General features: G+C 67.8%; 19 protein-coding genes and 1 pseudogene. 9 read left to right on the top strand and 11 right to left on the bottom strand.

What is annotated here, in order from left to right:
• Window positions 1–35 precede the first annotated feature (35 nt).
• From pstS to AB8P05_RS30155, 4 genes and pseudogenes are all read right to left on the bottom strand, one after another.
• A complete protein-coding gene (gene pstS / locus AB8P05_RS30140) occupies window positions 36–1,103 on the bottom strand; it encodes a phosphate ABC transporter substrate-binding protein PstS (protein ID WP_472762011.1) in 1,068 nt (355 codons plus the stop codon).
• A 196-nt stretch (window positions 1,104–1,299) separates the two neighbouring features.
• Window positions 1,300–3,897 carry a methyl-accepting chemotaxis protein gene (locus AB8P05_RS30145; protein WP_472761675.1) on the bottom strand — a complete coding sequence of 866 codons (2,598 nt, stop codon included), beginning with the start codon at window positions 3,895–3,897 and terminating at the stop codon, window positions 1,300–1,302.
• Between the two features lie 305 nt (window positions 3,898–4,202).
• Window positions 4,203–4,466 (bottom strand): glutathione S-transferase C-terminal domain-containing protein, encoded by a 264-nt coding sequence (locus tag AB8P05_RS30150; protein WP_472761676.1) that lies wholly within the window; start codon window positions 4,464–4,466, stop codon window positions 4,203–4,205.
• 164 nt (window positions 4,467–4,630) lie between these two features.
• Window positions 4,631–4,807, bottom strand: a pseudogene (locus tag AB8P05_RS30155) (glutathione S-transferase N-terminal domain-containing protein); the annotation flags it as partial.
• Between the two features lie 223 nt (window positions 4,808–5,030).
• Between AB8P05_RS30155 and trkA the strand changes: the two are divergent.
• Both trkA and AB8P05_RS30165 read left to right on the top strand, forming a co-directional pair.
• A complete protein-coding gene (gene trkA / locus AB8P05_RS30160) occupies window positions 5,031–6,410 on the top strand; it encodes a Trk system potassium transporter TrkA (RefSeq protein ID WP_472761677.1) in 1,380 nt (459 codons plus the stop codon).
• A 57-nt stretch (window positions 6,411–6,467) separates the two neighbouring features.
• Window positions 6,468–7,928, top strand: a complete 1,461-nt coding sequence (locus tag AB8P05_RS30165) for a TrkH family potassium uptake protein (protein WP_472761678.1) — start codon at window positions 6,468–6,470, stop codon at window positions 7,926–7,928.
• Window positions 7,929–7,971: 43 nt separating this feature from the next.
• On the opposite strand, the gene AB8P05_RS30170 is transcribed toward AB8P05_RS30165, so the two are convergent.
• Complete coding sequence (locus tag AB8P05_RS30170) at window positions 7,972–8,190, bottom strand: hypothetical protein (RefSeq protein ID WP_455175697.1); 219 nt, start codon at window positions 8,188–8,190, stop codon at window positions 7,972–7,974.
• 119 nt (window positions 8,191–8,309) lie between these two features.
• Window positions 8,310–9,278 (bottom strand): DUF4142 domain-containing protein, encoded by a 969-nt coding sequence (locus AB8P05_RS30175; RefSeq protein ID WP_472761679.1) that lies wholly within the window; start codon window positions 9,276–9,278, stop codon window positions 8,310–8,312.
• A gap of 293 nt (window positions 9,279–9,571) precedes the next feature.
• On the opposite strand from AB8P05_RS30175, the gene AB8P05_RS30180 reads away from it, so the two are divergent.
• From AB8P05_RS30180 to AB8P05_RS30190, 3 genes are all read left to right on the top strand, one after another.
• Window positions 9,572–11,257, top strand: a complete 1,686-nt coding sequence (locus AB8P05_RS30180; protein ID WP_472761680.1) for an FAD-dependent oxidoreductase — start codon at window positions 9,572–9,574, stop codon at window positions 11,255–11,257.
• Window positions 11,258–11,308: 51 nt separating this feature from the next.
• Complete coding sequence (locus AB8P05_RS30185; RefSeq protein WP_472761681.1) at window positions 11,309–11,899, top strand: mismatch-specific DNA-glycosylase; 591 nt, start codon at window positions 11,309–11,311, stop codon at window positions 11,897–11,899.
• 98 nt (window positions 11,900–11,997) lie between these two features.
• Window positions 11,998–12,492 carry a hypothetical protein gene (locus tag AB8P05_RS30190; RefSeq protein WP_472761682.1) on the top strand — a complete coding sequence of 165 codons (495 nt, stop codon included), beginning with the start codon at window positions 11,998–12,000 and terminating at the stop codon, window positions 12,490–12,492.
• Window positions 12,493–12,502: 10 nt separating this feature from the next.
• Here the strand turns inward: AB8P05_RS30190 and AB8P05_RS30195 are convergent, their stop codons facing one another.
• Together AB8P05_RS30195 and AB8P05_RS30200 are read right to left on the bottom strand one after the other, a co-directional pair.
• Window positions 12,503–14,752: a xanthine dehydrogenase family protein molybdopterin-binding subunit gene (locus tag AB8P05_RS30195; RefSeq protein ID WP_472761683.1), complete on the bottom strand. Its 2,250-nt coding sequence runs from the start codon at window positions 14,750–14,752 to the stop codon at window positions 12,503–12,505.
• 3 nt (window positions 14,753–14,755) lie between these two features.
• On the bottom strand, window positions 14,756–15,217 hold the full coding sequence (locus AB8P05_RS30200) for a (2Fe-2S)-binding protein (RefSeq protein ID WP_324869489.1): 462 nt from the start codon (window positions 15,215–15,217) through the stop codon (window positions 14,756–14,758).
• A 183-nt stretch (window positions 15,218–15,400) separates the two neighbouring features.
• Between AB8P05_RS30200 and AB8P05_RS30205 the strand changes: the two genes are divergently transcribed.
• The 3 genes from AB8P05_RS30205 to AB8P05_RS30215 all read left to right on the top strand — a co-directional run bounded on the left by AB8P05_RS30205 (window position 15,401) and on the right by AB8P05_RS30215 (window position 17,007).
• Window positions 15,401–16,315 carry a LysR family transcriptional regulator gene (locus AB8P05_RS30205; RefSeq protein WP_462620138.1) on the top strand — a complete coding sequence of 305 codons (915 nt, stop codon included), beginning with the start codon at window positions 15,401–15,403 and terminating at the stop codon, window positions 16,313–16,315.
• Between the two features lie 97 nt (window positions 16,316–16,412).
• Window positions 16,413–16,688: a hypothetical protein gene (locus AB8P05_RS30210; protein WP_455176060.1), complete on the top strand. Its 276-nt coding sequence runs from the start codon at window positions 16,413–16,415 to the stop codon at window positions 16,686–16,688.
• Window positions 16,678–17,007, top strand: coding sequence for a type II toxin-antitoxin system HicB family antitoxin (locus AB8P05_RS30215; RefSeq protein WP_455176059.1), 330 nt, complete (start codon window positions 16,678–16,680; stop codon window positions 17,005–17,007). The genes AB8P05_RS30210 and AB8P05_RS30215 overlap by 11 nt, the downstream gene beginning before the upstream one ends.
• A gap of 144 nt (window positions 17,008–17,151) precedes the next feature.
• Here the strand turns inward: AB8P05_RS30215 and AB8P05_RS30220 are convergent, their stop codons facing one another.
• Genes AB8P05_RS30220 through AB8P05_RS30230 form a run of 3 tightly spaced genes read right to left on the bottom strand, consistent with a single transcriptional unit; the run spans window position 17,152 to window position 19,869 of the window.
• A complete protein-coding gene (locus AB8P05_RS30220; protein WP_472761684.1) occupies window positions 17,152–17,988 on the bottom strand; it encodes an ABC transporter ATP-binding protein in 837 nt (278 codons plus the stop codon).
• 25 nt (window positions 17,989–18,013) lie between these two features.
• Window positions 18,014–18,847, bottom strand: coding sequence for an ABC transporter permease (locus tag AB8P05_RS30225; RefSeq protein ID WP_455176057.1), 834 nt, complete (start codon window positions 18,845–18,847; stop codon window positions 18,014–18,016).
• Between the two features lie 29 nt (window positions 18,848–18,876).
• Window positions 18,877–19,869: an ABC transporter substrate-binding protein gene (locus AB8P05_RS30230; protein WP_472761685.1), complete on the bottom strand. Its 993-nt coding sequence runs from the start codon at window positions 19,867–19,869 to the stop codon at window positions 18,877–18,879.
• A gap of 338 nt (window positions 19,870–20,207) precedes the next feature.
• Between AB8P05_RS30230 and AB8P05_RS30235 the strand changes: the two genes are divergently transcribed.
• Window positions 20,208–21,074 (top strand): 3-hydroxybutyryl-CoA dehydrogenase, encoded by an 867-nt coding sequence (locus AB8P05_RS30235; RefSeq protein WP_176581515.1) that lies wholly within the window; start codon window positions 20,208–20,210, stop codon window positions 21,072–21,074.
• The last annotated feature ends 9 nt before the right edge of the window (window positions 21,075–21,083 follow it).

Genomic DNA, 21,083 nt, shown 5'->3' on the forward strand with positions numbered 1-21,083 from the left:
TCTGACGGCGCAACCCGGGGTCGGGTTGGCCGTGGTTACTTGGCCGACGCGGTCCAGATCGGCTTGCCGTCGGCCTGGATCGACTGCGACCAGGTCTTCTGGACCATGGTGACGACCGATTCCGGCATCGGGACATAGTCCAGATCGGTGGCCATCTTGGCGCCGTTCTTGTACGCCCAGTCGAAGAACTTCAGCGCTTCGGCCGAAACCGCGACGTCCTGCGGGTTCTTGTACATCAGGATGAAGCTGGCGCCGGTGATCGGCCAGCTGTCCGCGCCCGGCTCGTCGGTCAGGATGACGTAGTAGCCCTTGGCGTTGGCCCAGTCGGCGTTCGCCGCGGCGGCCTGGAAGGCCTCGATCTTCGGAACGACGGTCTTGCCGTCCTTGTTCTGCAGGCCGACATACGTGATGTTGTTCTGCTTGGCGTAGGCGTATTCGACGTAGCCGATCGAGCCGTCCGTCTGCTTGACCATGTTGGCCACGCCTTCGTTACCCTTGGCGCCGATGCCGGCCGGCCACTGGACGGAGGAGTTGGCGCCGATCTGGGTCTTGAACTTCGGGCTGGTCTTCGACAGGTAGTCGGTGAACAGGAAGTTGGTGCCCGACCCGTCCGAACGGTACACCGGCGCGATGGCGGTGTTCGGCAGGTTGACGTTCGGGTTCAGGGCCTTGATCTGCGGATCGTTCCACTTGGTGATCTCGCCCATGTAGATGTTGGCGAGAACCGTACCCGACAGCTGGACCTCGCCGGACTTCAGACCCTTCAGGTTCACGACCGGAACGACGCCGCCCATGATCATCGGGAACTGGATCAGGCCGGCCTGATCCAGCTCTTCCGGCTTCAGCGGCATGTCCGAGGCGCCGAAGGTGACCGTCTTGGCCTTGATCTGCTTGATGCCGCCGCCCGAACCGATCGACTGGTAGTTCAGACCCGTGCCCGTCTCCTTCTTGTAGGCGTCGGCCCACTTGGCATAGATCGGGTACGGGAACGTGGCGCCGGCGCCGGAGATGTCGGCGGCCGAGGCGACCGACAGCGGGGCGACCGACACGGACAGAACGGCCAGGGCACCGAAGGCGGCGCAGCGAACGAACGCCGAGGTCATGGTTTTCACGGCAAAACTCCCGATAGGTTTGGACGGTGTCGTTGGGTTTGGGAAAATCCCGGCCTTCGCCGGAGGTCGTAACCCGCCTTCTTCGTCGCGGTGACCATAGCCACCGCTGGTGACGGGTTTGTTTTGTTTACGTGTCAGTTTTATGAAACCGACCCGCTTTCGGTCGCAGGCGACCCGGACCGCCCGCTCATCGCGCGGCCCGGATTTCCTGGAGGAACAGATGCACGGCGGAGCCGAGGCTGGTCGCCTCGTGCAACAGGCTTTCCGCCACCTGCAGGACGTCGCCGGCCTGGGCGCGCACCTTGGCCGCGGCCTCCGACAGGCCGGCGACATGGTCCGACGCCGCCTGCGTGCCGACCGCGACGCGGTGGGAACTGTCGACGATGCTCGACGTGATGGTGGCCTGCTCCTCCACCGCGGCGGCGATGGCGGAGGCGTTGGATTCGATGCGCTGGACGCTGCCGGTCATGGTCGCCACCACCTCCGCGGTCTGGCGACTGGCCGCCTGGGTCGCGGCGATCTGGCGGGCAATCTCGGCGGTGGCCTGGGCGGTCTGGCCGGCCAGCGCCTTCACCTCGCCGGCGACCACCGCGAAACCGCGGCCGGCCTCCCCTGCCCTCGCCGCCTCGATGGTCGCGTTCAGCGCCAGCAGGTTGGTCTGGCCGGCGATCTCGTCGATCAGCCCCACCACGGCGCCGATCTCGCCCGCGGTGCCGGACAGGTCGGCGACGGTTGCCTTCACCTGCTCCGCCCCGGCGGCGGTGTCGCCGATGATGCGGGCCGATTCGCCGGTGCGCTTGCTGATCTCGGCGATGGATTGCGAGATTTCCGACGCGGCGGTCGCCACCTGCTGGATCCCCGCCGCCATCTCGCCGGACAGCTGCATCGCGGCCTCGGCGCGGTCGTTGGCGTTGGCGGCGATGTCGGTCAGCGAGCGGGCGCGCGCCGCCATCAGGCGGGCGGCCTCGGCCAGCGTCTCGACGCTGCTCAGCACGTTGCTTTCGAACTGGTCGGCGATCTCCAGCATGCTGGTCCGCCGGGCCGACGCGGCGTTGCGGCGCTCGATCTCCACCTTCTCGTGCGCCTCTTCCATGGCGCGGGCGTTGGCGATGAAGACGAACAGGGCGCGGGCCATATCGGTGATCTCGTCGTTGCCGTCGGCCTTCTGCTCCACCGTCAGGTCGCCGGCGGCGACCCGGCGCATGGCGTCGGCCAATGCCTCCATCCGGCCGACCACCCGGCGCCCGACATAGAGCGAGACGATCAGCCCGGCGAGCAGCACGCCGGCGGTCGCCAGCAGGATCTGTACCTGGTTGGTGCGCTCCAGCGCGTCGTGGGCGGCGGATGCGCCGGCGGCGGTCGCCTGCTCGGCCGACTGGACCAGCCCGTCGACCATCCCGGTCAGGGCGGCGCCGGTGCTGCGGTTGCTGTCGATCAGCGCGGCGTTCTCGGCGTAGGCCGCCAGTTCGCCGCTCCGCAGCGCCAGGATGCCGTCGTTGCCGAAGCCCAGGGCCAGCAGCCGGTCGGCCATCCGGCGGACCTCCGCGCCGAGATCGCCCTGCGAGTCCTGCAGGGACTTGCGGATGGTCGCGGCCAGCGGGTCCAGCGTGCGGCGCGCGGCGGCCAGCCGGGCCGGCGTCTCCGCATTGCCGGCCTCGGCCAGCTTGCCGGCCAGCAGGTTAGCGTCGGCCATCAGGCCGCTCAGCACGGTGTAGCGCTGCTGCGCCTCCGGCACCACGTTGGTGGAGAGATCCTGCATCCGTTCCGCGATGGCGTTGCCGGCCTCGGCGATGCGCCCGCGGGAGTTCAGCATCAGCGGCAGCATGCGGCTGTTGGCGTCGCGGTCCAGCCCGACGATCTCGTCGACCGCGGCGGCCTGCGCCTCGGCCAGCTTGCGCGCCTCCGCCTCCCCGATGCCGGGGGTCAGCTGGCGGACGCGGCGGGTGTAGACGCTCTTGTCGCCGTCGCCGTAGGCTGCCAGCTCGTTGATCGCCGCGATGACGGGAGCCGCCGCTTCGCTCTTGGCCAGCGGGCGCAGGGCGCCCTGCAGGTCGGACAGCGCCGAATCGAAGTCGGTGGACAGCGACATCACCTTGGACCGGTCGGTCTCGAAGGCGCCGATCAGCAGCGCCTTGGTCAGCGCCGCCTCCGCGCCGCGCAGCTGGAACAGCGGGATCACCGTCTGCCCCAGCTCGCCGCCGATCGCCTCGGAGGACTGCGAGGTCGCCTCCACCATCGCGGCGATGGCCTGGGCAAGCTGTTCGCGCGACGCCTGCATGTCCGGCTTCAGCGCCGCCAGCAGCCGGGCATGGGCGTCGCTCAGTTCCGCCAGCCGGGCGCTGCGCTGTTCCTGCAGGCTCAGCCGGCGGCCGGTCGCCGCCCCCAGCGCGTCGATGGTGCCCAGCAGCGAGCGGGCGGTGGCGGCCAGCTCGCCCATGCGGCCGACGTCGCCATGCCCGTCGGCCAGCCGGGCGAGCTGGCCGTCCAGTTCCCCGCGCTGTGCCGCCACGGCGGCGCGCAGCCGGGCCAGATCCTCCTCCGATGACGCGGCGTCGATCAGCGGCCCCAGCGCCAGCACCCGCGCCGTGGTGGTGGCGAGCCCGTGCGCGGCGCTGAGCACCGGTACCTGTGTTCCCGTGATGTCGGCGACATGGCCCCGGACGGCGCCGTAGGACATCCAGCCGACGACCGCCGCGATGCAGGGCAGTGCCGCCACGGTGCCGAAGGCGATCAGCATTTTCGACTTGATGCCGGATCGCCGGCGCTGGTCGGCGCGATCTGCCATGTGGGCCACCCGTGGTCTGGAGGTTGTCCGCACCGGACCCGCGGTTCTCCGCGAGCCGGCCGACGCCATGGGTAGCCCCTCTCTTTGTATGTTTGGGTGACGCTTCGATGAAGTTTTCGCGACGCACAATCGAAAAGCCGCCGCGCCCGCGAAATCGCCGGCCGTGGCGATGGTCGAATGGCGATCACCGGCCGGTCATGGTGAATCGAACGTAAAAAGCATCATCCGGCAGACGCGGCGCCCATCGTCGCGGGGCGCCGCTTTATTACGGATCTTCAGGGCGGGACGTTCGATTTGTTGCGCCGTTACACCGGCGGTGCGGTGCGGCGCAGGCTGTCGCGGTCCGATGCCTTGTCAAACCAGGCCGCGAGCGCCGGCCGGCCGTCGCGCCAGTCCTCATGCCCGAAGCGGAAGTCGAGATAGCCGAGCGCCGCCAGCACGGCGAGCGTGCCGATGGTGGCCTCGCCGTCCAGCGCCGCCGCATCCGCCTCCAGCAGGTCGAGCGCGCGGGCGACGGCCTTGCGCTGGCGCTCCATCCAGGCCGCCGACTTCTCGCCGTCGGGCCGCATGGACTCAAGCCGGCGGAGGATGGCGGCGTCGCAGATGCCGTCGGCGACCGCCTGGAACCGCAGGGCTGTCCAGCGGGCCGGACCGGCCGGCGGGAACAGCGGCGCCCGGTCGCCGAGCGATCGAGATATTCGACGACGACCGGGCTGTCGAACAGGGTGGTGCCGTCCTCCAGCGTCAGGGCGGGGACCTTGCCCAGCGGGTTTTCCGCCGGCAGATCGGTATCGGCCGACCATGGATCGGTCGCCACCCGCTCCACCCGATCCTCCAACCCGCGTTCGATGACGACCATCATCACCTTGCGCACATAGGGCGAGGTGGGGCTCCAGCGCAGCTTCAACATGGACGTTCCTTCTTTATTGCGGGTTCACGGAGGTTCCGCTCTCCATCCTGCCACCGAACCGTCGGGCGGAGGAGCACACCATGAACAGGCCTGCGCGATGGATTTTGCACGTCTTCCCAATCCACTCTGGTCCTGTCCGAACCGCTTTGGCTTGCAACGCTTCGCCTTTGCCGTCATTTGCTGACATTGGCCGGTTGGGCCGGGGTGCAGCGGGAACGGACGCATGAAGGTGATCATCTGTGGGGCCGGGCAGGTCGGAGCCAGCATCGCGCGGCATCTCGCGATGGAAGACAACGACATCACCGTGATCGACACCTCGACCGAGCTGGCGCAGCGGATGGACGAAAGCCACGACGTGCGCGGGATGGTCGGCTTCGCCTCCCACCCCGATGTGCTGGCCCAGGCGGGGGCGCAGGACGCGGACATGCTGATCGCCGTCACGCATTCCGACGAGGTCAACATGGTGGCCTGCGAGGTCGCCCATTCGGTGTTCAACATCCCGCTGCGCATCGCCCGCATCCGCAAGCAGGCCTATCTGCGGCCGGAATGGTCGGCCATGTTCTCCGCCCAGCATCTGGCCATCAGCGTCGTCATCTCGCCGGAGGTGGAGATCGCCCACAGCATCGCACGGCGCCTGCGCTCCCCCGGCGCGTTCGAGATGGTGCCGCTGGCCGACGGCAAGGTGCACCTGATCGGCGTCCATTGCACCAACAGTTCGCCCCTGCTCAACACGCCGCTGCGCCGCCTGACCGAGATGTTCCCGGACGTGCGCGCCGCGGTGCTGGCGGTGTTCCGCGACGGCGCCGGGTTCGTGCCGAAGGGGAACGACATGCTGCGGCTGGGCGACGACGTGCATCTGGTCTGCCGCACCGCCGACATCGTCCGCGTCGTCGCCCTGTTCGGCCATACCGAGGCGCCGGCCCGCCGTCTGGTCATCGCCGGCGGCGGCAATGTCGGCTTCAACCTGGCGCAGATCGTCGAACGGCACATGCGCGGCATCTCCATCAAGATGATCGAGGGCAACGCTGCGCGCGCCGAGCTGATCTCGCGCTCGCTGCGCTCCAGCACGGTGGTGCTGAACGGCGATGCGCTGGACCATGAAATCCTGGAAGAGGCGCAGGTCGGCCGGGCCGAGACCATCGTCGCCGTCACCAACGACGACGAAACCAACGTCTTCACCTCGCTGCTGGCCAAGCGCGCCGGCTGCGGTCGGGCGATCACGCTGCTGAACAAGACGTCCTACGTGCCCATCGTCGCCGGCTTGGGGATGGACGTGGTGGTCAACCCGGCGACGGTCACCGTGTCCTCGATCCTGCGCCATGTCCGGCGCGGGCGCGTCGCGGCGGTGCAGACCATCGGCGACAATTTCGGCGAGGTGGTGGAGGCCGAGGCGCTGGAGACCTCGCGGGCCGTCAGCGGCCCCATCGGGTCCATCGGGCTGCCGCCTGGCATCATGATCGGCGCGCTGGTCCGCGGCGGCGAGGTCATCATCCCCACCAGTCAGACGGCGATCGAACCGCATGACCGCGTCATCGTGATGGCCACCGCCGATCTGGTCCGCAAGGTGGAAAAGCTGTTCGCGGTCGGGCTGGAGTTCTTCTGATCGGCCCGACACCTCACCCCCACCCCGCTGCCGCCCATTTCCCCGACCAGAGACATCATGCCGAATTTCAGGCCGATCCTGTTCATCGTCTCCATCGTGCTGCTGGCGCTTGCCGCGACGATGCTGATCCCGGCCGCGGTCGATTTCGCCTATGGCAACCCGGACGCCGGGGTCTTCCTCTATTCCGCCGCCTTCACCGGCGCCTGCGGCGGGGCGGTGGCGCTCGGCACCCGGTGCCACCTGCATGGCGGATTGTCGCTGAGGCAGGCCTTCCTGCTGACGCCGCTGACCTGGACCAGCACCGCGGCCTTCGCCGCCCTGCCCTTCCAGTTCGGCCATTTCCCCGACCTGTCGCTGAACTACGCCAATGCCTTCTTCGAAACGATGTCGGGGCTGACCACCACCGGATCGACGGTGCTGATCGGGCTGGACCGCACGACGGAGGGCATCCTGCTGTGGCGGGCGCTGCTGCAATGGCTGGGCGGCATCGGCATCATCGGCGTCGCCATCGCGGTGCTGCCGGCGCTGCGGGTGGGCGGCATGCAGCTGTTCCGCACCGAATCCTCCGACCGGTCGCAGAAGGTGCTGCCGCGCGCCCAGCAGATTGCCAAGGCGATCGTCGCGGTCTATGCCGGGCTAACGGCGATTTGTGCCGCCTGCTACTGGCTGGCCGGGATGACGCCGTTCGAAGCGGTGGTACATGCGCTGACCAGCCTGTCGACCGGCGGTTTCTCCACCTCCGACAAATCCATCGGGAACTTCGAAAGCCCGGTCCTGCATTGGCTGGTGACGCTGTTCATGCTGCTGGGCAGCCTGCCCTTCGTCCTGTATGTCCGCACCCTGACCGGCCAGCGCGACGCGCTGTGGAAGGACAGCCAGGTGCGCACATATCTGGCCTTCCTGGCCGCGGTGATCCTGCCGCTCAGTGTCTGGCTGGCCTGGAAGCACGGGCACGACTTCCATGACGCCCTGCGGCTGGTTGCCTTCAATGTTGTGTCGGTCGTCACCACCACCGGCTATGCCTACACCGATTACAGCCAGTGGGGGAATTTGGCGGTCGGCGTGTTCTTCGGGCTGACTTTCATCGGCGGCTGCACCGGCTCAACCGCCGGAGGCATCAAGATCTTCCGGTTCGAGGTGATGGTGACGGTGCTGCGCACCCATTTCCTTCACCTGATCTATCCCCGCGGCGTCTTTCCGCGCCAGTACGGCAACCGGCAGCTGGACGACGAGGTGCTGGGATCGGTGATCGTCTTCTTCGCGCTGTTCTTCACCGCCTACAGCGTCATCACCATCGCGCTGATGGCCCTGGGGCTCGATTTCATTACCAGCGCCAGCGCCGCGGTGACCGCGCTGGCCAATGTAGGACCGGGACTGGGCGACATCATCGGTCCGGCCGGCACCTTCTCCGCCCTGCCGGATTCGGCAAAATGGCTGCTGTCGCTGGCGATGCTGCTGGGCCGGCTGGAGCTGTTCACGGTGCTGGTGCTGTTCATGCCCCAGTTCTGGCGTGGCTGAGGACGCGGGAGGACCGGACGGAGCCGGCCCTCCCGACCGGCGGTTACTTCTCCGGCTCGCGGTTGGCCGCATGATCCTGCATCTGTTCGGTCTGCACGGCCTTGCTGTCCAGCCCGCGGGCATCGGAATGGCGGGACTTGTCGCGGTTCGACAGTACCGCGTTGTCGCCGATGGAGCCGGCCGGCAGGTCGGTGGTGGCACCGGTGCCGGTGCCCTTGCCCTGTCCGCTGGGGCTCATGTGCTTCTTGCTGGCGTTCGCCATCCTTGTCTTCTCCGTCGGTTGGCCCGCCGGGGCCGCCGGGAAAGGGGAGTCCCGGCGCCGGTGGGCTGGGTGTCAGGGGGCTCTCCGCAGGCGTCCTGCTGCCGCCCTTACTGCGGGCCTTACTGCGGGTTGCGCGGCTGGGTGCTGTCCAGGCTGTTGGCGGTGCCATGGGCGGCGTCGTTCTTCATGTCGCCCCTCTCATGCGCCGCGCCATGGCCCGTGTTGCCGCCGCCGGTGCGCTGGCCGAGCGAGACGGTGTTGTCGTCGTACTTGAACTCCGCCATCTGCTTGACCTGATCCTCGGTCACCTGCCGGGCGACGATGCGGTCGCCGTCGGCGTTCAGCAGGGTGTAGTCCAGGGCCACCTGCTTGGCGCCGATGCCCAGCAGGCCGCCGCGGTCGAGGATCACCTGGGTGGCCTTGCCCGACTGGGCGTCGAGGATGATGTCGGCGACGTCGCCCAGCTTGCCGCCGTCCTCGCCATAGACGGCCTTGCCCATCATCTGCTCGAAGCTGGTGCTCTGCTGGGCCGCCCCGCTGGTGGAGGCGACGTTCGGGCGCAGATCGCGGACCTGGCGCAGATGCTGTTCCAGCGTCGGCAGGCTCTGTTCGGCGAAGCGCTTCAGGTCGGCGTCCTGGCCTTTTTCGGCCTGGGTGCGGAACAGGGTCACGGCGGTCTGGTGGGCGTCGATCTGGCCCTGCAGATAGGCGGAATCGAACTGGTCGCCCTGCAGGCCGCGCAGCTGGTCCAGCTTCTGCTGGTGTTCGGAATCGAGCTTGGTCGGCAGCGTCATCGACTTCTGCGCGGCCATCGCCTTCATGGCTTCCGACGTCTTGGTGTGGTCGGTCACCATGTGTTTGCCGAACTGCTTGACGCCATTGTCCTTCCCATGATCCTGCGCCAGCGTGCCGGCCTGGATCTCGAACATGTCGCTGATCGCCGCCTTTTCGGCGAAGGTCATGTCCTGCTGCGACAGCTGACCCTTCTCCGTCACGGTCTTCTGCGGCGTCGGCGTCTGCGCCAGCGACATCGCCGGGGCGGAGAACAGGATCAGGGCGGCGGTCGCGAGAAGATGATGGCGTTTCATGGCGGCGGTTCCTGCGATTGCATGGTTGCCGGTGCGCGGTCGCCCCCCTTGCCTTCCGGCCGGGCTGCGGCACCGTTCTTATCCTTTTCAACCGCCGACTGCGGCCGTCGTTCCCGTCCCGATCCGGTCAAGGTCACCGTACGGAGCGGCTATCCGGATCGTCCGGGGTGCCGCGCTTGCGCGGAGTACCGGAGTATTGCGACGCGCCGGGGGTATAGCCGAATGCGCGCTCGGCCTAGGCCACGTGTCCGGGGCAAGAAAGGACGGCTTATGTCCCTGGTACGGAGGCCAGTTTGCTTCGTGACGCCCGCCATGTCCTGAACGGCACCCATATCGATTGCGACCTGTGCGTGATCGGTGGCGGTGCCGCCGGCCTGACCATTGCGCGCGAGCTGGCCGGCAGTTCCTGCAGCGTCGTCCTGCTCGAAGGCGGCGGATTGGAGGTCGACGGCATCTCCCAGGCGCTCTACGCCGGCCGCAACGTCGGCCTGCCCTATGAACGGCTGACCACCGCGCGCAGCCGCTATCTGGGCGGCAGCACCAACTGCTGGGGCGGCTTCTCCCGCCCGCTGGAGCAGGCCGATTTCGCCGAGCGGTCCTGGATTCCCGGCAGCGGCTGGCCGATTCCGCGCGACACGATGATGCCTTATTACGAACGTTCGCAGAGCGTGCTGGGACTGGGGCCGTTCGACTACGACAATGATTTCTGGATGGAGCGGGTCGGCGGGCCGAAGGCGGAGCTGATCCCGGTGGACGAGGACGGCGACGGCTTCGAGAACCGCGTCGCCCAGCTCAGCCCGCCAATCCGCATGGGCGAGGCCTACCGGGCGGAGATCGGCCGCGCCGCCAACATCACCGCCTTCCTCAACGCCAACGTCACCGGGCTGGACACCAACTCCACCGCCACCGCGGTGGAACGGGTGCAGGTGCGCACGCTGGACGGGCCGAGCTTCACCGTCGGCGCCCGGCTGTTCGTGCTGTGCTGCGGCGGCATCGAGAATGCGCGCATCCTGCTGCTGTCCAACAAGGTGCAGGCGGCGGGGCTGGGCAACGGCAACGATCTGGTCGGCCGCTATTTCGCCGACCATCCGCGCTTCAAGACCCCGCCGATCCGGCTGACCCGGCAGGGACGGCACCGCACGCTCTACGACGTCAGCCTGTGCCTGGCGCGGCGGCGGCTGCGCCGACCGCACCCGTCGGTGGCGCTGGCGCTGTCGCCGACCGCCGCGCTGCAGGAACGCCACGCGCTGCCCAATTCCCGGACATATCTGGTCGCCTCCTATCATTCCGGGGCGCTGGAGGCTTTCAAGGCGATGCGCGACCTGCGGCTGCTGCCCTCGCGCCACAGCTGCCGGCGCTTCGGCGTGTCGGAGGACGAGTCGGTCAGCCTGCTGCGCAACGCCGGACCGCGCATCCTGCGCAGCATGCCGCAGCTCGCCCACGCCCTGTTCGACAGCATGGTCGATCCGGGCTGGCTGCCCCGGCGCTTCACCCTGGAAACGGTGCTGGAGCCGGTCCCCAACCCCGACAGCCGGGTGACGCTGGACCATGCGACCGACCCGTTCGGCTGCAACCTGCCGCGGGTGGACTGGCGGCTGACCGAGCAGGACCGCCGGGGTGCCGCCGAGACCCAGCGCCTCCTGCGCGAGGATCTGCTGCGCCGCGGCCTGATCACGACCGACGAACGGCCGGGCGAATCCGCCGAGGCGATGATGGCGGATGTCGGCTGGTGCTGGCACCATATGGGCACGACGCGCATGCATGAATCGCCGCGTCACGGCGTGGTCGATCCGGAAGGCCGCGTGCATGGGGTCGGCAACCTCTACATCGCCGGCAGTTCCGTCTTCCCCACCATGGGCGCCGACCACCCGACCATGACCATCGTGGCGCTGGCCCTGAGAATGACCGACCGCATCCTCGCCATGCTGCAGGACGAACGGAGCAGTCCGCCTGCCCCCGCGGTCGCCGCCTCGCTTTGAGCGGGGCGGCGGAGTCCTATATCTCCTCTCCCTGCGGAGAGGAACCGACCGATGGACCTGTTCGACGATGTTCCGGCCCCTTCCCCGGATGGGATGCCGCCTGCCGCCGGACCGTTGCCCGACATCGTGGCGCCGGGGCTCGACTGCCTGTTCGTGGGCTTCAACCCCGGCCTGCGGTCGGGCGCCCTCGGCCACCATTATGCCGGGCGCGGCAACCAGTTCTGGCGCCTGCTTCATGAGGCCGGGCTGACCCCGCGCCTCTACCGGCCGGAGGAGGACGTCACCCTGCCGGACATCGGGCTGGGTTCCACCAACCTCGTCGCCCGCGCCACCGCCAGCGCCGCCGAACTGTCGCGGGCGGAGCTGCGCGGCGGGGTGCCGCGGCTGGCGCGAATCGTCGGCTTCGTCCGGCCGCGGGTGCTCGCCTACACCGGCAAGGGGGTCTATCTGGCGGCCACCGGCCTGCCCGACGCGCCGTGGGGCGTGCAGGAGCGCACCCTGTTCGACGGTGTTGCCGACGTGGTGGTGCCGTCGCCGAGCGGCCTCGCCCGCCTGCCCTTCGCGGAAAAGCTGCGCTGGTTCCGCGAGGTTCGGGCGGAGATCGAGCGGCGGCGGCCCGCCGCGTCCGCAAATCCTGGCTAGTCGGTAGAGATAACTGTCCGGACGGGGAGTTCCGGCCGGAAGCGGAGGGCCGCGGGGAGCAATCCCCCTGCCCCGGCGAATCTCCGGGAAAGGCGAGGATGCGGACCGGCATCTTGAGCCATGCTGTGCGCCGCATGACTGTACACGACCGCTACAGCATCCCTGACGACCTGTTGCCCGCGCCGGAAAGCGACATCGTCGCCCGGCGGCTGCGCCGCCGCCATTGGACGGCGCTGGCGTCGGCCGTCCTGCTGCTGGCCATGGTGATGGGGACCGCCTGCTATCTTACGGCGCTGACGCACTCCGTGACGGCGACAGACACGGCCACCGCGGCAGCGGACCCTTGGGGACCGCAACTGCCCCGGCCATACCTTCAGGCCGTCCAGTCCCAGCGGCTTGCCCGACTTCTGCGCATCGAGCCGCCACGCAAAAAAGAACCGGCGGAGACCTCCGTCCTCGCCGGTCCGATGCGGGTCGATCCCGCGGTAAAGCTGCTGGTGGACCAGGGCTGGACCGCCTTGCGGCCGGCGGCGATCCCGGCCCTCGCAAGGACTGCCGGAATCGCCGTTCCGCCGCAATCGGCCTCCCCCTAGAGACGCCGCCTTAGCTGACGATGCCGCCCCGGCTGAAGGGCAGCGTCTGCAGCGGCTGTCCCGTCACCGAGAAGACGGCATTGGCCACCGCCGGCGCCACGGTCGGGACGCCCGGCTCGCCGGCACCGGTCGGCCGTTCGCGGGACGGCACGATATGCACCTCCACCGCCGGCATGTCGGACATCCGCAGCGGCAGATAGCTGTCGAAGTTGGCCTGATCCACCACGCCGTCGGTCATGGTGATCTCGCCGCGCAGCGCATGGCCGATGCCCCAGCCGGCGCCGCCCTCCATCTGCGACTTGACGATGTCCGGGTTGACGACCTCGCCGCAATCGACGGCGACCACCACCCGGTCGACCTTGATCTGGCCCTTGGAATCGACCGTCACGTCGGCGACATGGGCGACATAGGTGTTGAAGCTTTCATGCACGGCGACGCCGCGGCCCTTTCCCTGCGGCAGGGGCTGGCCCCAGCCGGCCTTCTCCGCCGCCAGCTTCAGCACGCCGGCCAGACGCGGATGGTCCTTCAGCATCTCCATGCGGAAGGCCACCGGGTCCTTGCCGGCTGCCTTGGCGAGGCGGTCGATCATCACCTCCTTGGCATAGGCGGTGTGGGTGTGCCCGACCGAGCGCCACCACAGGGTGGTGACCGGCGAGGCGACGGTGTGGGCATCGACCGCAAGGTTCGCCACCGGATAGGCCATGTCCGACGCGCCCTCGACCATCGTCGCATCGACGCCGTTCTTGACCATCACCGATTCGAACGGCGTGCCGGCCATGAAGCTCTGGCCGACGATGCGCTGCTTCCAGCCGACCAGGGCACCCTTGGCATCGACCGCCGCGGTGATCCTGTGCAGGACCAGCGGACGGTAGCGGCCGCCCTTGATGTCGTCCTCGCGCGTCCAGACCAGATGCACCGGGGCCTTGGGGTAGGCCTTGGCGATCATCACCGCCTCGGCGATGTAGTCGGCGTTGGTGGTGGCGCGCCGGCCGAAGCTGCCGCCGGCCCACTGGGTCTCGATCTTCACCTGCTCCGGCTTGCAGCCCAGGATGTGGGCGGCGACCATCTGCTCGACCGTCTGGAACTGCGATCCGGCCCAGATGGTGCAGCCACCCTCCGGATTCAGCGCCACGACGGCATTCAGCGGCTCCATCGGCGCATGGGCGAGATAGGGGAAGACGAACTCGCCCTCCACCACATGGCCGCCCTTGGCCTTGGCGTCGGCAATCGCCTTCTCCGCATCGCCCTTGTTGGCGGCGACCGCACCCGGCTTCTCCGCCGCCTTGCGGTAGTCGGCCAGCATGGCGTCGGTGCCGCGGGTTTCGGCCTTGGCATCGTCCCAGGTGACCGTCAGCGCCTCGCGGCCCTTCATGGCGGCCCAGGTGTTCTTGGCGATCACCGCGACGCCGACCGGCAGGCTCACCACCTCGATCACGCCCGGCACCTTGCGGGCGGCCGCGTCGTCGACGCTCTTCACCGTGCCGCCGAAGCGCGGGCTGCGGGCCAGCACGGCCGTCACCTGACCCGGACGGCGAATGTCCATCGAGAAGATGGCGGTGCCGTTGGTCTTGCTGATGTGGTCGAGCCGGTGCAGGTCCGGCTTGCCGATCAGCACATAGTCCTTCGGGTCCTTCAGCTTGACCTGCTGCGGCACCGGCAGCTTCGCCGCCTCCTCCGCCAGCTCGCCGAAGGTCAGGCTGCGGTTGCCGGCGGCATGGCGCACCACGCCCTTCGACACCGTCACCTCACCGGCCGGCACGTTCCAGCGGGCGGCAGCCGCGGCGACCAGCATGGCGCGGGCGGCGGCACCGGCCATGCGCAGCTCGTCCCAGCTGTTGGCGACGGCGGTGGAGCCGCCGGTGCCCTGCACGCCGAAGAAGTGGTTGGCATACAGCTTCTGGTCGGCCGGGGCGAAGGCGCCGCGGACCTGGGACCAGTCGGCGTCCAGTTCCTCAGCCACGATGGTGGCGAGGCCGGTGACGATGCCCTGGCCCTTGTCGAGGTGCTTGGCCAGCACGGTGACGGTGTTGTCCGGCGCCACGATGACGAAGGCATGCGGACGCGGGTCGGCCGGACCGACGGTCTTCGCGGCCTCGGCGGCCAGCGCCGGCAGCGGCAGATGGGCGCCGACGACCAGCGCGCCGGCCCCGGCGCCGATGGCCTTCAGGAAACCGCGGCGCGAGGGGGCCGGCAGCGGTGCGAGCGACAGCCCGTCGCCGAAACCACGTTCCGCGGCCTGACGGATCAGATGATGCAGCATGGATCAGGCCCTCATCGTCTGGGCGGCATCCTTGATCGCCGCGCGGATGCGGACATAGGTGGCGCAGCGGCAGACATTGCCGTCCATCGCCGCGTCGATGTCCTGGTCGGTCGGGTTCTGGTTGTCGGTCAGCAGCGCGACCGCGCTCATGATCTGGCCCGACTGGCAATAGCCGCACTGGACGACGTCCAGCTTCTGCCATGCCGCCTGGACGGCCTGCGCCGCCTTGCCCTTCACGCCCTCGATGGTGGTGACCTTGCTGTCCGGCCCCAGCATGCCGACGGGGGTCTGGCAGGCGCGGGTCGGCGTTCCGTCGACATGGACGGTGCAGGCGCCGCACTGGGCCACGCCGCAGCCGAACTTGGTGCCGGTCATGTTCAACTCGTCCCGCAGAACCCACAGGAGCGGCATGTCCTCGGGCACGTCGACCTGACGGTTCTCGCCGTTGACGTTGATGCTAATCATGGCTCTTGCCTCTTTCTCCCTGAACGGAACCGCCGAAACGGGATGACGACGAGTCCGCTGCCCGGTTGCGGGCCTTGGCTACGGATTGATGATTTTTTGATTGTTGGCTGCTGGGTCAGCTCTGCCTCGACAGAATACACCGTCTAGTGCACAATGAAGTAGGCGGCTTTGGTTCATATCGTCATGAAGGCAATTCATAACCCTGCGCTCGACCTGAACCTGATCAAGGTGTTCGACGCGCTGCTGGAAACCCGCAACGTCTCCCGCGCGGCCGAGGCGCTGGGCGTCAGCCAGTCGGCGGTCAGCCACGCGCTGGGCCGGCTGCGCACGCTGGTCGGCGATCCGCTGTTCGTGCGCACCGGCAACCGGATGGAGCCGACGCCGCGCGCCCAACGGCTGGCGGAGCCGCTGCGCGACCTGCTGGTGGGTGCGGCCCGCGCCCTGTCGGCTGAGGAGGATTTCGATCCTCAACGCGAGGAGCGGAGCTTCACCATTTCCACCTCCGATTCCATGCAGGCGGTCCTGCTGACCGGCATCCTACGCGATGCGGCAGAGGGAGACCTGCGCGTGTCGGTGGCCCTGCGCAACCTCGATCCCGACGCCATGCTGGATGCGCTCGACGACGGTACGCTCGATCTGGCCATCGGCTATCTGCCGGAACTGCGGCGCTGGCACGACCGTCAGGTGCTGTACCGGGAAACACATGTCTGCCTGTACAATCCGGATCTCGTGCCGGTCACCCCGCCGATCGGGCTGGAGGACTACACCCGCTATCCGCACCTGATGCCGTCACTGCGCGGCGGCCTGACCAGCTTCATCGACGACGAGCTGGCGGCGCTCGGCACCCGGCGGCGGGTCGCGGCCTCCACCACCCAGTTCCTGGCGATTCCGATGATCCTGACGCGGGCGCCGATGCTGACTTCGCTGCCGGCCCGGCTGGCCAGCCTGTGCGCCGACGCGCTGGGGCTCGCCATCAGCCCCCTGCCCTTCGATGCCGGTGATTTCGAAATGTCGATGATCTGGCACCGCCGCAACACCGGCTCCCCCTCCCACAGCTGGCTGCGCCAGCGCATCGGCGAGGAGGCGGCGAAGCTCTGACGCGGAAAGGAAAAGGGCGACCGCGCAGATCAAACATTGCTATCTGACCGCACCGACGATAAATTGTGATAGCGTTATTGATACTATGGCGACGCAGATGGCGAAGATCGAGGACATTCTGCGGCGGATGCGGACCGTGCCGCACGATGTACCCTTCGCAGACGTTGCTAAGGTCTGCGAACACTGCTTCGGCACACCGCGTCAACGCGGAACAAGCCACGCCGTGTATCGCACCCCTTGGGCTGGAGATCCCCGTGTGAATATCCAGGAGGGCAAGAACGGCAAAGCCAAGGGATATCAGGTAAGGCAGGTCGTGCAGGCCATTGACCGGCTGCTGGCGCAAGGACGACAGGAGAACGAGGATGCCGAATAGCCATTACACATACCGTGTCACGTGGTCGCCGGAAGACCAGGAGCACGTCGCCACCTGCGCAGAGTTCCCCAGCCTTTCCTGGCTTGATGAGGACGAGATCAAGGCGCTGCGCGGCATCCGTTCGCTTGTGGCAGAGACGGTGGAGGACATGCGCGCGAATGGCGAGACCGTCCCCGAGCCGCTGGCCGACCGAGAGTTTTCGGGGAAGATTCTGTTCCGCACTACGCCCGACATGCATCGCCGTTTGGCAATCGAGGCGGCCGAAGCGAAGGTGAGTCTAAACCGCTACATGAACGCCAAATTGTCGCTGAACGGTTAACCACCGAAGATTTCCTCGGCAACGGCCATCTTAGAAAAACGAGGCCCTGCAAGACTTTGCACATCTTAAAAGGCCTCGTTGCAACACATTTGCATAGGGGCGCCCGTTACGGGGCGCCCCTTCCTTTTCGCTCGGATCCTCCGCTCAGTCGGCGGTGACGGAGCGGATCTCGTCCTGGCTGAAGCGTTGCTGCTCCTCCATCACCATCTGCGACAGCTCGCGCTTCAGGCGGTTGAACTCCGGGGCGGAGCCGTCGCGGGGGCGGGGCATGTCGACCACGACGTCGCGCTTGATGGTGCCCGGCCGGTAGGTCATCACGATGATGCGGTCGGCCAGATAGATGCTCTCCTCGATGGAGTGGGTGACGAACAGGATGGTCTTGCCGACCTCCTCCCAGATGCGCAGCAGCTCGTCCTGAAGGGTGCGGCGGGTCAGGGCGTCGAGCGCGCCGAACGGCTCGTCCATCAGCAGGATCGGGCTGTCGAGCGCCAGCACGCGGGCGATGGCGACGCGCTGGCGCATGCCGCCCGACAGGTCCTTGGGGAAGCGGTTGCGGAAGTCCTGAAGGTGCAGCTTCTGCAGCAGCCACTCCACCTTCTCGGAGATCTCGGCCTTCGACATGCCCTTGATCTCCAGGCCGAAGGCGACGTTCTGCGCCACCGTCATCCAGGGGAACAGGGCATATTCCTGGAACACCATGCCGCGGTCGGGACCGGGCTCGGTGATGGTCCGGCCATCGACGGTGACGGTCCCCTTGGTCGGCGGCTGGAAGCCGGCCACCGCGTTCAGCAGCGTGGACTTGCCGCAGCCCGACGGGCCCAGCAGGCAGACGAACTCGCCCTTGCAGATGTCGAGCTCGATGTTCTGCAGAGCGATGATCTTCTGCGGGCCGACGGAGAAGGTCTTCTCCACCCCGCGCACCCGGATCTGCACGGGTGCGGTTTCGGCGGCGGGCGCGGTGTCGGCAACGGTCTTCAGCATGGGCGTCATCTCCATCCCCTCCCCATCAATTCTCTAGCCCGCGGTGCCAGCGCAGCAGGTGGTTGTTCAGGCGGTTCATGCCGATGTCGATGGCGAGGCCCAGCAGGCCGATGGTGAACATCCCGGCGATGATCTTGTCGGACCACATGAACTCGCGCGCCTCCAGGATGCGGAAGCCGAGGCCGGAGTTGACGGCGATCATCTCCGACACGATCACGACGATGAAGGCGGTGCCGATGCCGATCCGCGCGCCGGCCAGGATGTAGGGGGTGGCGGCCGGCAGGATGACCCGCAGGAACATGGTCAGCTTGCCCGCACCCAGGTTGCGGGCGGCGCGCAGATAGATGCCGTCGACATGGCGCACGCCGGCGATGGTGTTCATCAGCACCGGGAAGAAGGCGCCGATGGCGATCAGGAACACCGCCGGCGCATTGCCCAGCCCGAACCACAGGATGGCCAGCGGGATGTAGGCGATGGGCGGGATCGGCCGCAGCACCTGCATCAGCGGGTCGAACAGCGCATAGACGCGCGGGTTGCCGCCCATGGCGAGGCCCAGCGGAAGCGCCAGCCCGGCGCCGACGGCGAAGCCCAGCACCACCCGGTACAGGCTGGACCAGGCATCGAACAGCATCTCGCCCGACAGCGCCCACAGGATCCAGCTGGACTGTGCCGGATCATAGGCCTCTGTCGGCAGCAGATAGGCCCACCAGCGCTCCACCACCGCGACGGGAGAGGGCAGGACCACCGGGTTGATCAGCCCGGACGTGGACAGGACCTGCCACAGCACGATGACCAGGACGGGAACCAGGGAGCCGCGCAGCAGGGCGGCAGGCGAGAAACGGGTCTTGGCTTGGGACATGGGGCGTCCTCCTTCCGCTGGGTGTCGGCTCAGTTGGTCTTGACTTCACCGGTCTTGACGGAAGCCTTCGCCTTTTCCAGCAGGTCCAGCTTCACCCAGTCGGCGGCCTTCGGCGGGTTGTCCATGCGGCCGACGCCGAACTTCTGCATCATGTCGGTCGTGACCTGCACATGATGGACCGACAGGTCGTAGCTGTAGGGGGAGTTGCCGATCGCGTCGCGGAAGTCCTGGCTGCTGATCTGGCCCTTGAACATCTGCTCGCGGACATATTTCTCGGCCAGATCGGGGTTGGCGATGAAGGTCGCCGTCGCCTCGACGAAGCAGTTGACAAGACGCTGGGCGACGTCGGGCTTCTTCTTGTAGAAGTCCTCGGTGATGACCAGCGAGCGGACCGGCTCACCCAGTTCGGTGTCGTAGGGCTTGATGACTTCGACGCCGAAGCCCTTGTTGATGGCCTGGCTCGACTGCGGCTCGGACTGCGACATGGCGTCGATGCTGCCGGCCAGCAGGGCCTGGTTCATGTCGGCGTAGGCCATGTAGACGATCTGCACGTCCTTGCCCGGACGGTCGGACCAGCTCAGGCCGTGCTTCGCCAGTTCTGCCAGCAGGATCAGCTCCTGCGCGCCGCCGCGCGGGGTGGCGACCTTCTTGCCCTTCAGGTCGGCGATGGACTTGATGCCGGCGTCCGGCTTGGCGACGATGCGCGCCCCGCCCTTGGCAAAGCCGGCCACCGCATAGATCGGCACGCCCGACGCGCGGCCGGCGATGGCGGCATCCACTGCGCTGGCGGCGACGTCGATCTCGCCGGCGACGATGGCCGGCAGGATGTCGATGCCCTTGGGGAAGACCCGCTCTTCGATCTTCAGGTCGTACTTGCCGGCGATCTCCTTCATGTAGGAAACCGCACCGTAATGGGCGAATTTCAGGTTGCCGAGTCGGACCAGATCGGCGGCCGAGGCGGCCTGGGTGGCAAGTGCGGCGGCGGCGAAGGCGGCGGCGGCAAGCAGGCTCTTCCGGAGCATCGAGTCTCTCCCCTGTGGCTTGGTCCGCGGCCCGTCGCCGCGGTTGCCTCGGAGAAGAGCAAGGGGCATGCCATAGTCAGTTCGCCGCGCAAACAGTTGAAATGCCTGGACCCGGCCGTTCGGACCGAACCCCTGATCGGCGGATTTCCGCCTGCGCGCCCGACCGCATCGGCGGATTTCCGCCGATCATTGGTCGGGAGAGGGCTGCGGCAGGACGACGCGCCGGCCGAAAGGCCCCCATGCCGCATACGACAAGTCATCGCAGCGCAACGAAAAAGCGTGTAGAACATGCTGCATCTGCGAACCAACGCAATGCCAACCAATAGGGACAAGGAACAATGGCCGAGAGCATGGGAATCGAGACCATCGGCGTCATCGGCGCCGGACAGATGGGCAACGGCATCGCCCAGGTCTGCGCCGTCGCCGGCCTGACGGTGGTGATGACCGACATTTCCGAGGAAGCGGTGCAGCGCGGCCTGTCGACCGTCGGCGGCAGCCTGGACCGTCTGGTCAAGAAGGAGAAGATGACCGCCGCCGACCGCGAGGCGGCCCTGGCGCGCATCACCGCCACCACCGACAAGTCGAAGCTGGCGTCCTGCGATCTGGTGATCGAGGCCGCGACCGAGAACGAGGATCTGAAGGTCAAGATCCTGAAGGAGCTTTGCGCGACCCTGAAGCCGGAAGCGCTGGTCGCCACCAACACCTCCTCGATCTCCATCACCAAGCTGGCGACGGCCACCGACCGTCCGGACCGCTTCATCGGCCTGCATTTCTTCAACCCGGTGCCGCTGATGGCGCTGCTGGAGATCATCCGCGGCATCCAGACCAGCGACGACACGCATGCCAAGGCGATGGCGTTCGCCAAGCGCGTCGGCAAGTCGCCGATCACCGCCAAGAACAGCCCCGGCTTCGCCGTCAACCGCATCCTCTGCCCGATGATCAACGAGGCGATCTTCGCACTGCAGGAAGGCATCGCCACCGCCGAGGACATCGACGCCGGCATGAAGGCCGGCTGCAACCACCCGATCGGCCCGTTGGCGCTGGCCGACCTGATCGGTCTGGATACCATGCTGTCGGTGATGGAGGTCTTCTATGAAGGCTTCAACGACCCGAAGTACCGCCCGGCCCCGCTGCTGAAGGAAATGGTCGACGCCGGCTACCTCGGCCGCAAGACCGGCCGCGGGTTCTACGACTACAGCAAGTGAGATGTGGGG

The sequence above is a fragment of the Azospirillum sp. VT-I1 genome, from assembly GCF_055698305.1.

What these genes read in the sequence shown, in the direction of transcription:
- trkA (WP_472761677.1), top strand. Translation starts at nt 5,031, where the DNA reads ATGAAGGTGATCATCTGTGGGGCCGGGCAGGTCGGAGCCAGCATCGCG.
- AB8P05_RS30220 (WP_472761684.1), bottom strand. Translation starts at nt 17,988, where the DNA reads ATGCTGAAGACCGTTGCCGACACCGCGCCCGCCGCCGAAACCGCACCC.
- AB8P05_RS30235 (WP_176581515.1), top strand. Translation starts at nt 20,208, where the DNA reads ATGGCCGAGAGCATGGGAATCGAGACCATCGGCGTCATCGGCGCCGGA.
- AB8P05_RS30200 (WP_324869489.1), bottom strand. Translation starts at nt 15,217, where the DNA reads ATGATTAGCATCAACGTCAACGGCGAGAACCGTCAGGTCGACGTGCCC.
- AB8P05_RS30185 (WP_472761681.1), top strand. Translation starts at nt 11,309, where the DNA reads ATGGACCTGTTCGACGATGTTCCGGCCCCTTCCCCGGATGGGATGCCG.
- AB8P05_RS30225 (WP_455176057.1), bottom strand. Translation starts at nt 18,847, where the DNA reads ATGTCCCAAGCCAAGACCCGTTTCTCGCCTGCCGCCCTGCTGCGCGGC.
- pstS (WP_472762011.1), bottom strand. Translation starts at nt 1,103, where the DNA reads ATGACCTCGGCGTTCGTTCGCTGCGCCGCCTTCGGTGCCCTGGCCGTT.
- AB8P05_RS30230 (WP_472761685.1), bottom strand. Translation starts at nt 19,869, where the DNA reads ATGCTCCGGAAGAGCCTGCTTGCCGCCGCCGCCTTCGCCGCCGCCGCA.
- AB8P05_RS30195 (WP_472761683.1), bottom strand. Translation starts at nt 14,752, where the DNA reads ATGCTGCATCATCTGATCCGTCAGGCCGCGGAACGTGGTTTCGGCGAC.
- AB8P05_RS30150 (WP_472761676.1), bottom strand. Translation starts at nt 4,466, where the DNA reads ATGCGGCCCGACGGCGAGAAGTCGGCGGCCTGGATGGAGCGCCAGCGC.
- AB8P05_RS30145 (WP_472761675.1), bottom strand. Translation starts at nt 3,897, where the DNA reads ATGGCAGATCGCGCCGACCAGCGCCGGCGATCCGGCATCAAGTCGAAA.
- AB8P05_RS30205 (WP_462620138.1), top strand. Translation starts at nt 15,401, where the DNA reads ATGAAGGCAATTCATAACCCTGCGCTCGACCTGAACCTGATCAAGGTG.
- AB8P05_RS30170 (WP_455175697.1), bottom strand. Translation starts at nt 8,190, where the DNA reads ATGGCGAACGCCAGCAAGAAGCACATGAGCCCCAGCGGACAGGGCAAG.
- AB8P05_RS30175 (WP_472761679.1), bottom strand. Translation starts at nt 9,278, where the DNA reads ATGAAACGCCATCATCTTCTCGCGACCGCCGCCCTGATCCTGTTCTCC.
- AB8P05_RS30210 (WP_455176060.1), top strand. Translation starts at nt 16,413, where the DNA reads ATGGCGAAGATCGAGGACATTCTGCGGCGGATGCGGACCGTGCCGCAC.
- AB8P05_RS30190 (WP_472761682.1), top strand. Translation starts at nt 11,998, where the DNA reads ATGCGGACCGGCATCTTGAGCCATGCTGTGCGCCGCATGACTGTACAC.
- AB8P05_RS30215 (WP_455176059.1), top strand. Translation starts at nt 16,678, where the DNA reads ATGCCGAATAGCCATTACACATACCGTGTCACGTGGTCGCCGGAAGAC.
- AB8P05_RS30165 (WP_472761678.1), top strand. Translation starts at nt 6,468, where the DNA reads ATGCCGAATTTCAGGCCGATCCTGTTCATCGTCTCCATCGTGCTGCTG.